17 protein-coding genes and 1 tRNA gene are annotated in these 13,080 nt (G+C 35.6%); 16 read left to right on the top strand and 2 right to left on the bottom strand.

What is annotated here, in order from left to right; translation table 11 throughout:
- Positions 1-6: 6 nt before the first annotated feature.
- From ACTHPM_RS14245 to ACTHPM_RS14235, 3 genes are all read left to right on the top strand, one after another.
- The gene (locus ACTHPM_RS14245) at positions 7-351 is read left to right on the top strand and encodes a hypothetical protein (protein ID WP_440421581.1); all 345 of its coding nucleotides are present in this window, start codon (positions 7-9) and stop codon (positions 349-351) included.
- A 240-nt stretch (positions 352-591) separates the two neighbouring features.
- The gene (locus tag ACTHPM_RS14240) at positions 592-963 is read left to right on the top strand and encodes a hypothetical protein (RefSeq protein ID WP_440395704.1); all 372 of its coding nucleotides are present in this window, start codon (positions 592-594) and stop codon (positions 961-963) included.
- 190 nt (positions 964-1,153) lie between these two features.
- Positions 1,154-1,723, top strand: coding sequence for a DUF1643 domain-containing protein (locus ACTHPM_RS14235; RefSeq protein WP_440395705.1), 570 nt, complete (start codon positions 1,154-1,156; stop codon positions 1,721-1,723).
- A 330-nt stretch (positions 1,724-2,053) separates the two neighbouring features.
- Here the strand turns inward: ACTHPM_RS14235 and ACTHPM_RS14230 are convergent, their stop codons facing one another.
- The gene (locus tag ACTHPM_RS14230) at positions 2,054-2,137 is read right to left on the bottom strand and encodes a putative holin-like toxin (RefSeq protein ID WP_220687457.1); all 84 of its coding nucleotides are present in this window, start codon (positions 2,135-2,137) and stop codon (positions 2,054-2,056) included.
- Between the two features lie 591 nt (positions 2,138-2,728).
- Between ACTHPM_RS14230 and ACTHPM_RS14225 the strand changes: the two genes are divergently transcribed.
- The 12 genes from ACTHPM_RS14225 to ACTHPM_RS14170 all read left to right on the top strand — a co-directional run bounded on the left by ACTHPM_RS14225 (position 2,729) and on the right by ACTHPM_RS14170 (position 11,866).
- A tRNA-OTHER gene (locus ACTHPM_RS14225) sits at positions 2,729-2,821 on the top strand.
- Between the two features lie 55 nt (positions 2,822-2,876).
- The gene (locus ACTHPM_RS14220) at positions 2,877-3,695 is read left to right on the top strand and encodes a hypothetical protein (protein ID WP_440421579.1); all 819 of its coding nucleotides are present in this window, start codon (positions 2,877-2,879) and stop codon (positions 3,693-3,695) included.
- A 342-nt stretch (positions 3,696-4,037) separates the two neighbouring features.
- On the top strand, positions 4,038-5,114 hold the full coding sequence (locus ACTHPM_RS14215; protein ID WP_440395707.1) for a hypothetical protein: 1,077 nt from the start codon (positions 4,038-4,040) through the stop codon (positions 5,112-5,114).
- A 434-nt stretch (positions 5,115-5,548) separates the two neighbouring features.
- On the top strand, positions 5,549-6,316 hold the full coding sequence (locus ACTHPM_RS14210) for a nucleotidyltransferase domain-containing protein (RefSeq protein ID WP_440395708.1): 768 nt from the start codon (positions 5,549-5,551) through the stop codon (positions 6,314-6,316).
- Between the two features lie 47 nt (positions 6,317-6,363).
- Positions 6,364-6,618: a DUF3997 domain-containing protein gene (locus ACTHPM_RS14205; RefSeq protein ID WP_440395709.1), complete on the top strand. Its 255-nt coding sequence runs from the start codon at positions 6,364-6,366 to the stop codon at positions 6,616-6,618.
- A 131-nt stretch (positions 6,619-6,749) separates the two neighbouring features.
- On the top strand, positions 6,750-7,376 hold the full coding sequence (locus tag ACTHPM_RS14200; protein WP_440395710.1) for a hypothetical protein: 627 nt from the start codon (positions 6,750-6,752) through the stop codon (positions 7,374-7,376).
- Between the two features lie 429 nt (positions 7,377-7,805).
- Entirely contained in the window at positions 7,806-8,267 is a 462-nt protein-coding gene (locus ACTHPM_RS14195; protein ID WP_440395711.1) for a DIP1984 family protein, read from the top strand.
- Positions 8,268-8,730: 463 nt separating this feature from the next.
- Positions 8,731-9,402: a cysteine hydrolase family protein gene (locus ACTHPM_RS14190; protein WP_440395712.1), complete on the top strand. Its 672-nt coding sequence runs from the start codon at positions 8,731-8,733 to the stop codon at positions 9,400-9,402.
- Between the two features lie 229 nt (positions 9,403-9,631).
- Positions 9,632-10,015 (top strand): nuclear transport factor 2 family protein, encoded by a 384-nt coding sequence (locus ACTHPM_RS14185; RefSeq protein WP_440395713.1) that lies wholly within the window; start codon positions 9,632-9,634, stop codon positions 10,013-10,015.
- A gap of 153 nt (positions 10,016-10,168) precedes the next feature.
- Positions 10,169-10,327: a hypothetical protein gene (locus ACTHPM_RS14180; RefSeq protein WP_440395714.1), complete on the top strand. Its 159-nt coding sequence runs from the start codon at positions 10,169-10,171 to the stop codon at positions 10,325-10,327.
- A 67-nt stretch (positions 10,328-10,394) separates the two neighbouring features.
- Positions 10,395-11,021 carry a metallophosphoesterase family protein gene (locus tag ACTHPM_RS14175; protein WP_440395715.1) on the top strand — a complete coding sequence of 209 codons (627 nt, stop codon included), beginning with the start codon at positions 10,395-10,397 and terminating at the stop codon, positions 11,019-11,021.
- Positions 11,022-11,191: 170 nt separating this feature from the next.
- Entirely contained in the window at positions 11,192-11,866 is a 675-nt protein-coding gene (locus tag ACTHPM_RS14170; RefSeq protein ID WP_440395716.1) for a DUF4085 family protein, read from the top strand.
- A gap of 327 nt (positions 11,867-12,193) precedes the next feature.
- Here ACTHPM_RS14170 and ACTHPM_RS14165 read toward each other — a convergent pair whose 3' ends face one another.
- A complete protein-coding gene (locus tag ACTHPM_RS14165) occupies positions 12,194-12,271 on the bottom strand; it encodes a putative holin-like toxin (protein WP_440396240.1) in 78 nt (25 codons plus the stop codon).
- Positions 12,272-12,539: 268 nt separating this feature from the next.
- Here ACTHPM_RS14165 and ACTHPM_RS14160 point away from each other — a divergent pair, with 268 nt between their 5' ends.
- On the top strand, positions 12,540-13,007 hold the full coding sequence (locus ACTHPM_RS14160) for a VOC family protein (RefSeq protein ID WP_440395717.1): 468 nt from the start codon (positions 12,540-12,542) through the stop codon (positions 13,005-13,007).
- Positions 13,008-13,080 lie beyond the last annotated feature (73 nt).

Here is a 13,080-nt window from a genome sequence, read left to right as displayed (position 1 = left end):
GATGAAATGGTTGAGGAAAGCGAAAGAACTGGAAAAAATATAGTTGTAAGAGAACTTAAACCTAATAATAAACTTGTTGGTGTCAGCATTACTTATGAAAATAACCAAGAAACATACAAGTTCCAAATTTTCGGAACAACAAAAAGTCGAATTCAAATGCCGGATGGCGGAGACTCTAGTATTGAGCAACTAAATGTAAGAGATACTGAGGCATTTTATATTTCAAATGCAGAAAACCAACAATTGATCTGGATCGAAGAAGACATCAATGGAAAGGCATTACAATACGAGATTAGTGGAAGGAATATTCAAAAAGAAGATGCTCTATCCGTAATGGAATCAATGGAATAATCTAGTAACTTGAAGAAGTCATTGACTTCTGATAACACAGCATTCAAGCATTTGAACAGCTTTAGCTGTCCCTCGGTCCGCAAGGGGCATTTTCGAAAAAGTAGATTCAGCGGACAATCCTGCGAACCTAACTGCGTAAGCGCAGCCGGCGACTACGTCGCCTTAAGGTTCTCGGATTCGTGAACGCAACAACGTTATAAGAAATCCCCGCACGAGAAGAGCATTAAGGAGAAGATCTTTATGACATCGGTTCATGACAATGTAGTAATCTCTTACGAAGTTCATTTAAGAGATAGTTATATTGTGATTAATACTGAGACAGAGCAGGAAACTGAAGTGAAAATTAAGTTCTATGATGTCATGGCTCATTTATTCGAGAACCAATTATATGGAAGTGTACTATTTGATATTGAAATGTACGAGATAGAATCCTTTTTAAAGAGAAATAAAGAAATATTAGAAGAGAGAAAACCATATTGTTGGCCAGTGAGTTATGAAAGTTTAGATGAACTTAGAGAGTTGTTGATTAATAACGAATATAAATATTGTGTAATTGGTTCTTCTTACGGTTTTAACGGATGGGTATTAGCCAAAAAAATAGAAATAATATAAGTAAGTCTTAACGACTTGTAAGTTATTCTTAGAAGGTGGGGACATCTTATAACATCATATCCACGCATCTGAGCTTAGTGGCTCCTCGGTCCGCCCGAGGAGATTGGCTGAAGAAGCAGGTTCAGGCGGACACATCCGCACCGACTAACCGCATCTCGGCCGCCCTTCGGGCTTAAGGTGGTAGGACATCGTGAACACAATAACGTTATGGAAAATACCACTAAAGATATTTTACAGAAAGGAACAAAATTATATGACAATAATTCAAGAAGCCAATATACAATCAAAAGTAATTTTTTCAAAAGATAAAAGGTACAGATATTTGCTTGAGAGAGTCTGGAATGGTGAGAAGAAGAAGGCGACGGTGATTATGATTAACCCTAGCTTTGCAGATGAATTAAAAACGGATGTGAGTGTTTGTAAATTGATGAATTTCCTCATAGATAATGATTTTGGGACACTTAGGATAGTGAACTTATATGCATTCATTTCAACAGATCCATCTGCTTTATCAAATAATTCAGAGGCCGTAGGTGAATTAAATGATCAATATATTGAAGGTTCTATATCAGATACTGACTTGATTATTATTGGAAGGGGAATTGAAAAATCAAAATACACCAAAAGAAAAGCATACATAAGAAACCTGTTAAAGAAAACGAATGTAGAAATCAAAGGATTTATTGATAATGAAGGGCGTATAGGGAGACATCCAAGTAGGATAAACCAATTTATATTGAGTGACTATTCCTTGGAGTAATGGTACTTCCCATAACATAATATTCAAGCAGCGGCTCCTTTGGAGCCTTGGTCTGCTGGGTGGATTTCGGGGAGGAATTTCAGCAAACACCCCCTTCGGGGTTCGTGAATACAGAAACGTTAAATGAAATTACTGCAGACAACATTACAAACCTTATATAAATAAAAACAACAAAAAAATCTATAAAAGCGTTATAAAATGAGATATACTGAGGTAAGAATAAGTAAGGAGCCGTGCGCTAACACGACTCCAAAGTACAATAACTGCATAAAGAGCAGTCGGCCACACTAGTCAGGTCGCAGAATAGACCGTTTCCTTAGGCAGGGCGGTCTATTTCTTTTTCATGTAGGTAAGCAATGCCAGAATGAACATGCCGAACATGAACATTAAGGAAAGCGCATCTTTGACCTCCATGGGCATCACCTCCCTTCTGGGAGATTAGCCGACCGCCCTTATAGCCGTATATTGTACTAGAAAATTATAGCATATAAGACATGATGAAATACCACTAAAATACTATAATTATCTAGAATACATAGGAAACAAAACCGAATATGAGTATGTATACACAGAGAAGGCAGTAACATCACTTAACAATGCATCTATGCTGCGGGCAATCGCCCCTTGGTTGTCAGATATATAATCATGGGGAAGCTCAGACAACAAATGACCAAGCCTAAGATAAGAGCTATCTAAGGCTGGGGCGACCGCGATGCGGTTAGTCGGTGCGGATGTGAATAACATCACTCATAGCTTCTTCAACCCTTTTACGATCAAAAGCTAAAATGTAAATCATATTGGGAAAATTTGATTAAAAATTTTTAGGGCTCCATTTCCTCTTTCAATCCATACGGACACATCTGTACCACCTAACCCCATCGCGGCCGCCCTTTGGGCTTAAGCTGCCTGAACGTCAGGAATACCATACGTTAGACGAAATTCGGGAAAGACATTAAATCTCTAGACATAACAAAAATATTGCATTATTCTGTTAATAGTTCCCATGCATCTGTGGTCAAACAGGTAAGACACCCACCTTTATAGTACTTTCTAGTACCCTCAAAGTGGGAGATACACGTTCAATTCGTGTCGGATGCATAATTTCTTTTTTATGGAGAGACCTATTTTGAAGCAAATAAGAAGTAAAGCATTCTTGAAATTTAAAGATTTGATAGGACAAAATAATCATTATTTAATAACGATATTAATTGGACTCGATGGAGTCAAAAACAAGTTAGTTACTAAAAGTGATGAGTTTCATACAACCTGGAAGCCCAAAGATTTAGACTCCACTGTTAATAGAAGTAGGCATTTCGCTATTAAAGCAACTATGGCCTGGATCGTGGATGGCATAGATACCTATTTTTCATTATGCAACAGGAAACCGAATTTATTGCAAGATGAAGATTTTATTTCACAACTATCTAGTGCGGATAAAAGCGTTTATAAGAAACTATATGTTTTCATTAATAATTTAAAGCTGACTTGCCCTGAAGTGTTCCTCATAGATTTAGTAATCACTTGGAGAAATAGACTAGTACATTTCTTGGCGAGAACTCCAATTAACGATGAACTGAAAAATAACCTGATTCAAAATAAACAGTACTTTATTGACAACTATCAAGGATTAGATATATCTCTTACTTTGGAGAATTTTGATAAAAACGAAGTTCCAAAATTTAAAGAGATAACGTCCTTCATTAGAGCTGCAATTAAGCTTGTCGAGAACATAGATCGTGAATTATTACAAAAACTAGATAATGAGAGGTTTTATAAAGAAGTATTGTCTGAATATCTCAGTGACAACTTTCTTCACAAGCTAGATAAAATCTGGTCTGAAGACCAAAACTCCAGGGAACGTACGTTAATTAATATATATAGACAATATGGTATTATTTTCGATCCAAGTGATTCGGAAATTATTAAATACTCAAATATGACATATAGTGATGCCAAACAATATTTTACTTAACCAAGAGAAATCTTGGTTTTGTTTATTTGAATATCTATTTTTGAATATCTATTATGTAGGTTACTCGTAGAAGTCCTGAACTTCATATAACAAAGTATTCACTTGCCCTTTGGTTGTCAGATGTATAATCATGGAGGAAGCTTAGACAACAAATGACCTTGCCTAAGGTAAATTATCTAAGTCTGGATCATTTCGTGAATACACCAACGTTAACTGAAACTCCTTTAAAAGGAAGGAATACAAGGGGGGAATACAATAACTAACTCTAGAAGACATTGCGAGAAAATATAAGGACGCTTTTAGTACTTTTTTGTTTATGTATAGTGGAAAGCAGGGAGCAGAATGGAATATGAAAAAAATAGCCTCAGCTATGTTACTTTCAATTGGATGGATAAAATAAAAATCAGGAGAAATTTGAAGAAATATAACTTTATTATAACAAATACTGTTGATACAAAATATAAAAGCATTAATTTAATGTACGGATGTACATTTTTGCATGATATAAAGAAATATTACAATATTGATTTGGCACTTACGGCAAGTATTTGTAATTCATTGCCTCTTAACAGAAAGACTGAAAAAAAGATATGTTATCACTTAGAGAATTTCTATTTTAGATTAATAGCTTGTTGGGACTATATATTTATTGCATTAAATGAATATCTACATACAGAACTCATTTCCAGTTGGGATATAAAACAAAAAATTATTGAAGGAAATTCTACCATTAGCTTCCCTAGTATAAATGAGGAAGGGTATATTCAAATATTAAAACTTCCTTTACCAGAAGAAGAGAGAAAAGATATTGAAAAGAAATTAAATAAGGAATTAAAAGTACTAACCCCCAAAAATTTAAAAGATGCTATTAGTAAAAAATATGAAATGACAATTCATATTAAGCAAATATTTGAGCTGTATGATGCTGAGAAAGCATTACAACAAGCTAAATCAATTAGAAATTCGATAATCCATAGTGATAGCTTAACAAAGGATTTCAACTTCGATGTAAGTGATCTTTTTAAAAGTCAAGTTATATCGAGTAAAAACATTAATGATATCGCAAGTATAATTGATCTTGTTCTTCCTAATATGGAGATATTAAAGAAAGCTATTAGTTTATTAAACGAAATGATAACGTTAGATATATTTCCAAATAGAATAGAGAATAGTTCAGAAGAATATTTTATTCAACTTGTAAAATGTAAAGAATGTGAAAAAGAGTATATTTATACAGCAGACTTTGTTGAGACATTAGATCACAATCCATATTGTCTCTTTTGTAATTCCGAAAAAAACACTGAACTCATTGAAAAGGTTAAAGTTAGTGAACCATATTACGAACAAGTTTTTTTGAAATTTTATGAAGATCTTATGGAGTATTCTGAACAAGACTCCTATTATGAAGATTTAAGATAAAATTACCGCAGACAGCATTACAGACAGTGAAGGGAGTAACATCACTTAACAATGCATCTATGCTACAAGGCATACGCTCCTTGGTTGTCAGAAGTAATCTCATAGTTGTAAATTCAGACAACACGCGACCCGGCCTAAGATAAGAGTTATCTAAGGCCGGGTCGCTTCATAGATGTGGAAACGGCATATGAAGAAGGAAGTGATTGATGGATGTCTCTTAAAGGATGATGAAGAGTCAATTACTTGGTTTGATGAAGAAAAACAGTTTGATACCACTCGAGAAGCGCATGAATGGGTCTATAAATGAATATAGACATGATGTTCATTGTGATAATGAATATAAAGATGGAACTATGATATATAAGGTTTGGGTTAGTAATAAACGGTACGAGTTTAATTAAGGGACGTAAGTTCTTAGTTTAGGAGGACTCTATATGATATTAGAAAAAGTTATAAATAGAATTGTAATACAAAATGAATATAAGGATTTTGTTGATAAGTATATCGATAATATACTTATCGAATTTAAAGGTAAGATTCATAGCATATATATGTGTGGCTCGATTCCAAAGGGAACTGCTAAACCTTTTAAGTCAGATGCAGACTTTACAATTGTATGTGCAAATCCCCAAGATATTGATTACGAAAGATTGTCAAATATTAAAGACAGGATGTTGGAAGAATATCCACTAGTAACTAAGATTGATACGATAATTTGCTCGATGGACGATGTATTAAATAATCCCAATGATTGGGGTTTTTGGATTAAAATAATATGTGTTTGCATATATGGTGATGACGTTGGTGAAAAAGTACCACCGATAGTGATTTCTCCAGAGTTCATTATAGACTTAAATAGAGAGACCAAGAAGGAAGTAGATCGTGTACATAGTTCACTTTCTAATGTTAGTGATAGCACACTGAAAACTAGATATATTAAAGGTTACTCTAAGAGATTAATTCGTGCATTATACTCTTTGGTTTTGGAAGATACAGGTGTATGGCAAGATGACATTATTATGATGAAGAATGCCATATTAAATTATTGCGAGATTGACCCCGCTTTAGTTGATTATCTGTATGCTTGTTACTTGGATAGTCATGTACTTGTTGAAGAGTTTCTGGGAATTGCGGATGAAGTATATAGCTATTTTGAGAACGCCTTAAATACAATGGCTGCTTCCAGAAATCCCCGCGGCTAACAACAATGAAAAGTGATAGAAAATTCATAATAATGAGGGTGCAATATATGAAAGCAAAAGCATATTTGCTATTTTTGCTTCTTATCACTTTGCAAGGATGTGCTGGATTAGGAGACTATGATATACAATTACCGGGCAATTTTTCCGTTGTGCGTACTTCGGGTCATCAAGTAACAATTTCTCCACAATTATCTTCACATTCATGGGGAAGTCCAATTGTTCCAGCCAAATTAGTTCAAGTCGCATGGAATGAAGAATATATAATAGCAAAACAATGGGGGCAAGTAATGGTAGTAAAATAAGATGGTACTAAAGAAATCATTGAAGAGATTAATTCGCGCTGACATTCTATAACATAGCATTCAAGCCGCTTGAACGTCAGGAATACCAGAACGGTAGATGAAATTCCTAAAATAATTTTAAGGAGAACTAAATGAAAGTAAGTATAAAATATTTGGTGTTAATTGGTATCACATTCGTATTTTTAATTCTGTTATATAGATATTGGAATGATGATTCAAAGCCAACACCAATGGAAGCTATAGAACAAGCTAGAACGAATACCGGAATGAAAGTATCCTTAGCTGAAGTAGATGTTGAGAATGGGATTATCGTATTTTATAAGCAAAATCAAAGCATCAATGCGGAATTTGTAAGAAAGACACGTAGAGGCTGGAAATGGGGTTATGGTGGAGGACATACTATACCAAGTTATCCGAATGGAGTAGATACTAACAAAATAGATACCTATTTATCCTATCAATATTTCCCTGGTACAGATGACACTGAGTTTGGATCTTCTCCTTTCCCTATGCTATTCGGCGTTCTGAAGAATTCAAATGTAAGTAATATTGTTGTCAAGGATCTTGTGAATAATAACGAAATAAAGGCAACCATCATTAATGGTAATCAAGATTATAGAATATGGTATGTATTTATCGATAAAGATCAAGATAAGAAATTTATTATTAGCACAATATCAGACGAGGGAAAAGTCATAGCCGATAAAACCATCAATGAAGAATTGGATAGCCAAACTGGCACAGAATCAATAAAATAATAGTCCACATCCCTAGGTGAAATTATCGCGAACATTTAATAAAGCTTTTTCAAAGGAGACGTTTATGAAGGCGCAAGAAATTGCTATTCAGGCTTGCCAAGAATCTAAAAAATACTTAGTTCCTGGTATTTCTTTTACGATGAGTACAATTTACCCAAGCCTCTAAACTGAATTTTCTAGAAAGAGGTACCAAAAACATTAGGATTGATTCACCCTCCTCCATACAAAGTATTCACATAACTTCATATTCACGCTTCAGAGCTATCGCACTTTGGTTTTTCAGATGAATATCCTTGGAGGACCTCAGACAACTAACGACCCAGCTTAAGTTAAGAGCTATCTAAGGCTGGGTTTTTCGTGAATGCTAGAACGTTAGCTGAAGTACCCTGTATGGGTAATATATAATGAAATTCGAGGGAGGAATAAAGGATGAAACTTGCAGAGGCTCTGGTGCTTCGTGCTGATTGTCAAAAAAAGATTGCTCAAATTAAGCAACGATTAGAGAGAGTTGTTAAAGTTCAAGAGGGCGAACAACCTGCTGAGGATCCAAATGTATTAATTGCAGAATTAGAACAAACGATTAATGAATTGACTGGTTGGATCAGGAAGATTAACAAAACAAATGCCTTAACTCTCTTTAATGATCAGCTATCGATATCCGATGCATTAGCAGAACGGGATAAATTGATGCAGCAACGCAATATTCTGAATGAGATACTAGAGAACGCAACAATAAAACAGGATAGATTTAGTAGATCAGAAGTTAAATTTTATAGAACGATTGATGTTGTATCCATTCAAAATCAGGTTGATCAATTATCAAAAACATATAGAGAATTTGATTTTAAAATTCAAGAAATGAACTGGACTACGGAACTGATTGACGAATAACAACGAAGGTAACCAAACCAATAAAAGCGAGCATAACCCGCCAACGGGTAAGTTGGACCTCCATGATTAGACGCAGGGCCATGTCTAGTATTAATGACAAATTAGCCCAGTAATGTTACAAGAATGCGCTTTAGCATGGAAGTAATCTTTACAAGTTAATGTAACTACCAAATGCTGATTTATTGGATTGGTGAGGGTGGGAACGGGGATTTCTTTGTTATTCGAATACGTGCGGGTTATTTATGGTGGCTGTAACTGCATATAACAACATACTAACGCATCATTATATTCGCCCCTCGGTCCGGCAGAGGGATTTCGGAGAAGTGGAGACAACCGACGGTACAAACTGCACTGGTTAAGTCCGTCGGACCCGGGGCATGCGACCCTTAAGCCAAGTGAGGTTCGTGAATACAACAACGTTGTATGCAGATGGGGCAAATTAGATCTTGGGAGGATTGGGTCCATGATGAGTAAATACACATACCCGAACTATAATAATTGTGCGGTGATTACCATTGATACACAGAATGATTTTAGTCTGCCAGGATCTGTTGCTGAAGTTGCAGGTACATTTAATGTATTACCAACCATGAAGCTAATATTAGATGCATGCAGAAGTCGATACATTCCGATTCTGCATGTAATTCGATTATATAAAGAAGACGGATCGAATGCTGATATCTGCCGGCGAGATTTAATTGAAACAGGCGTTCGAATGGTAACACCAGGATCAACGGGAGCAAACTTAGTTGACATGATAGGCCCGAAGAATCCAATTCAGTTAGACGACGAAGGTCTCCTTCAAGGAAAAATGCAATTAATCTCAAATAATGAATGGGTCATGTATAAACCAAGATGGGGCGCATTTTATCAAACAAATTTAGAAATGTTTTTAAGAGAGAAGCATATTGATACTCTGATATTTATCGGATGCAATTTTCCGAACTGTCCAAGAACAAGTATGTATCAAGCAAGTGAGAGAGACTTTAAGGTGGTTATGGTTGAGGATGCAATCTCAGGCGTTTATGATAAGGGCATTCAAGAAATGAAGAATATTGGTGTGAAAGTAACAAGAACAGAGGAACTCATAAGACAATTTACAAGCACATTGGAAGGAGGACCAAACAGCATATAACAACATATCCGCGCGTTGATGCTGAGGGGTTAGGTATAGATTCGGTGGGTTAGATTCAGCAGCTGAGAAGTGAATTCAGCCGGACACATCCGCTCCGACTAACCGCATCGCGGCTAGATCCTCCGGAGTCTTAAGGTTCTCGGGTTCGTGAAAACGAGACGGTAGCGGTAGCTAAAATCAGGACAATACATTAAATACAATTCAATTTAAAAGGAGAGGGAAACACTTGATGAAAGAAATTGAAATTCAAACTCTGATCAGAAATTACATAAATGCATATAATTCTTTGGATGTTGACGGAATGACTAAACTTTTGCATGAGAATATTGAATTTCGAAACATTTCCAATGGTGTAGTGGATACTGAAACAAAGGGACTTGATAAATTTCGTGCATTAGCTGAACAATCGGTGAAGGTCTTTTCGCAAAGGCATCAAACGATTAAGCAGATTACAATCCATGATGATCAGGCAGAAATTGAGGTTGATTATGAAGCAACATTGGCAACGGACCTGCCTAACGGAATGAAAGCTGGGGACACAATAAAACTTAAAGGAAAATCTGTTTTCCGGATGAAAGATGAAAAGCTAATAATGATCGAAGATTATAGTTAATGAATAACTTGAAGCTGTTTATCCCCCAAGATTATGACTCAAATAAGTAATATCCATGCATTCATGTCTCTATATTATAAGATGGAGATCATAAAATTTCCGAAACCTATATATATTAAAAATAATTATTTTGAGTAGAAAGGAAGAAACTTAATGCAAAAAGCAATAATAGTTTGGTTCTTTACAGAGAAGAAAAATAATTTAGAAGAGCTGAATAATTTATTATCGGATGGTTGGAAAGTAATAAGTCAGAAACCAATGGGAGTTGGCGAAACTAATGTTTCCATATCATTAGTCATTGTGGAAAAATAAAATGAAAAGAGACTATGTAGAAGTATAGAGATTATGTATCTTAAAAACATGTATGTTAGGAGGTTCTATGAAGCGAACAATTATGATTAGCGATATTCATGGATGCATCGATCCATTAAATCAGATGTTGGATCTAATCGAATATAATTCGATAGATGATCAATTGATTTTGCTTGGTGATTATGTAGATAGAGGGCCTGATAGTAAAGAAGTCGTTGATAAAGTAATCGAATTAGTAAGTCTGCATCATGCCATTGCATTACGAGGCAATCATGACCAACGATTCGTTGATCTAATAAATAATGATAGCGCATGGATCAGATCTAAATTTATTGAACATGGGGGAATACAAACCCTCCAAAGTTATTGTGATATTAATATCGTGAATAATGAAATCTCTAATGAGATATTGAACCAGGCGAAGGATACAATTAAGACTCTTTTTGGTCACCACATCGACTTCTTAAGTCAATTACCTTTATATCACGAAGATCATGATCACATTTATGTTCATGCGGGCTTGAATCCCCATTTTAAAGATTGGAAGAACCAGCCAGAACATGATTTTATGTTTATTAAGGATGAATTCATTCGACACCCTTTTGAAGATCTAAACAAAAGAGTTATTTTCGGACATACAAGAACTATTGATATCCATGGGACATCCGATATTTGGTTTAGTAAGACAAGATAGGAATTGATGGCGGATGCGCATATGGAATGCAGTTGAATTGTTTAATTTTCCGAGAAGGATTGTATATAACAGAACAGATCAAGAACTGGGCTGCACTCTCAGATCAGGGTTCGTGAATGCGAGAGACGTTATCTGAAACCACGCATTGATATGATAAATGGAGTGAATCGATGAACTATTTTACAAAAGAACTTTATGAGGAAATGCAAGTATATGGAAGTCTTGTGTTCAGCGACACGAAGGAAGAACAGGAACAGGAAATAGAGTGGTACATTAAAGAGGGAAGGGATTATTATGAAGAATCATTAAAGAGATTCGAATTAATTTCACCATACATGATAAAGTACCTGCCTGAGAATCTACTTAAATATATCGATGATAGAAGTATTATGGACTGCAATGTACCAGATGCAGCTATGAGAGAAAAGGTAACTTCCTGGAGAACTCAATGGAATGTGAAATGGAAAAGTGTTTGTGATCAATATAAACAGTACTACGACTCCATTTATAATGATCTTCCTGAAGACTTGAAGAAAATGGGTAGGGATATAAGAATACACGATGCAACAATAAAAAGTTTAAAATCTAAAGAGAATATTATAGAAATGGTTCTTCATACGGTAGAGAATAAAGTGTTTCAATTTGTTTTCACTCAAGTAGAATCTTTTGAATACCGAGAAAGTCTCATTGACAATGAGTGCTTATACGAGGAAATAGTTTTATTAGATCGGGATGTATTTGAAATTCAACTATTATTGTATAATAGCGTAAATATCAAACAGATCTATGATACTAATGAAATGAAAATAAGAGCACGTGGTATAGAAATATTCGAAGTGAAATAACAGATGCGTTGAGTTGGGAACTCAGTGAACGGCATGGAATCAGCTAACAATATATTCACGCTTCGACTCGGCTGTGCTGATCCTTGGTCTGCATGAAGTGATTGGCTGGGGGATTCAGCGGACGGTTACTGCAGTCAGCACTACAGACCTTGTATAAAACAAAAAATAATTATAAATCCTATAAAAGCGTTATAAATTGAGTCATACTGAGGTAAGAAAAAATAAGGAGCCGTGCTGAAACACGACTCCTGAGCACAATAACTGCATAAAGAGCAGGCGGCCACGTAAGATGGGTCGGAAATAGACCGTTACCTTAGCGAGGGCGGTCTATTTCTTTTTCATGTAGGTGAGCAATGCCAGAATGAACATGCCGAACATGAACATTAAGGAAAGTGAACCTTTGATCTATTCTACTAGAAAATTTTTGGTATTTTGTTAAAATACTATTAGTAACTAGAATACATAGAAAACAATATAGATCTAAAGCGTATATGGGATGTAAATACAGGGAAGGCAGTAACATCACTAAACAACTCAGACTACACAGGACCCGGCCTATGATAAGAGCTATCTAAGGCCGGGTCATTTCGTAGATGCGGAACCGTTATAAGAAATTCCCGCAAGATCTTTATGAGCAAATTTATTTCAGTATAAATAAAGGAGAATTGAATTCATGAAGAAATCTGAAGAGAAAATGTTGAATGAGAGTTTGGAGGACATTACAGGAATCACTTGTATTTATGTTCCGGTTAAAGATGTATTCACATCTGTTCAATGGTATAGAAAGAATCTTGGCTGCGAACCAACAAACCATAACGCTGTAGAGCCTGGTATGACTAGAGCAATCATGAGATTTCCTGATACAAATGGAGATTTGCCAGACCCCGGAATAAGACAAATTGTTCCGGCTTTACTGTTAATGCAAGTAGATAAATCAGCGGGAACGCTTGGGTTTACCCTGGATAATGGTGTTCGACACCCTTCATTTTGTTTCATAACACCTCGAATTTATGAAATTGCTGATCAATTAAAAGAAAACGGGGTGAACATCTTAACCGATATTTCAGAAGTCAAACCTGGTGGACCTAATTTATGGTTTAGCGATCCGGATGGTAACATAATGGAAGTATGGCAACCATAGTGAATACAATTTAACTGCGTCGCGGCCGCCTCTGCGGGCTAAGTTCTCGGGTTCGTGCACGTTATAAGGAACA

The sequence above is a fragment of the Paenibacillus sp. SAFN-054 genome (assembly GCF_051966755.1).
Classification (GTDB): Bacteria; Bacillota; Bacilli; order Paenibacillales; family Paenibacillaceae; genus Paenibacillus_AQ.
The sequence above is the reverse complement of the archived record's forward strand: the minus strand, read 5'-3'. Positions and strand labels throughout refer to the sequence as shown.

What these genes read in the sequence shown, in the direction of transcription:
- ACTHPM_RS14210 (WP_440395708.1), top strand. Translation starts at nt 5,549, where the DNA reads ATGATATTAGAAAAAGTTATAAATAGAATTGTAATACAAAATGAATAT.
- ACTHPM_RS14200 (WP_440395710.1), top strand. Translation starts at nt 6,750, where the DNA reads ATGAAAGTAAGTATAAAATATTTGGTGTTAATTGGTATCACATTCGTA.
- ACTHPM_RS14180 (WP_440395714.1), top strand. Translation starts at nt 10,169, where the DNA reads ATGCAAAAAGCAATAATAGTTTGGTTCTTTACAGAGAAGAAAAATAAT.
- ACTHPM_RS14215 (WP_440395707.1), top strand. Translation starts at nt 4,038, where the DNA reads ATGGAATATGAAAAAAATAGCCTCAGCTATGTTACTTTCAATTGGATG.
- ACTHPM_RS14170 (WP_440395716.1), top strand. Translation starts at nt 11,192, where the DNA reads ATGAACTATTTTACAAAAGAACTTTATGAGGAAATGCAAGTATATGGA.
- ACTHPM_RS14245 (WP_440421581.1), top strand. Translation starts at nt 7, where the DNA reads ATGGTTGAGGAAAGCGAAAGAACTGGAAAAAATATAGTTGTAAGAGAA.
- ACTHPM_RS14190 (WP_440395712.1), top strand. Translation starts at nt 8,731, where the DNA reads ATGATGAGTAAATACACATACCCGAACTATAATAATTGTGCGGTGATT.
- ACTHPM_RS14185 (WP_440395713.1), top strand. Translation starts at nt 9,632, where the DNA reads ATGAAAGAAATTGAAATTCAAACTCTGATCAGAAATTACATAAATGCA.
- ACTHPM_RS14160 (WP_440395717.1), top strand. Translation starts at nt 12,540, where the DNA reads ATGAAGAAATCTGAAGAGAAAATGTTGAATGAGAGTTTGGAGGACATT.
- ACTHPM_RS14205 (WP_440395709.1), top strand. Translation starts at nt 6,364, where the DNA reads ATGAAAGCAAAAGCATATTTGCTATTTTTGCTTCTTATCACTTTGCAA.
- ACTHPM_RS14230 (WP_220687457.1), bottom strand. Translation starts at nt 2,137, where the DNA reads ATGGAGGTCAAAGATGCGCTTTCCTTAATGTTCATGTTCGGCATGTTC.
- ACTHPM_RS14175 (WP_440395715.1), top strand. Translation starts at nt 10,395, where the DNA reads ATGAAGCGAACAATTATGATTAGCGATATTCATGGATGCATCGATCCA.
- ACTHPM_RS14195 (WP_440395711.1), top strand. Translation starts at nt 7,806, where the DNA reads ATGAAACTTGCAGAGGCTCTGGTGCTTCGTGCTGATTGTCAAAAAAAG.
- ACTHPM_RS14240 (WP_440395704.1), top strand. Translation starts at nt 592, where the DNA reads ATGACATCGGTTCATGACAATGTAGTAATCTCTTACGAAGTTCATTTA.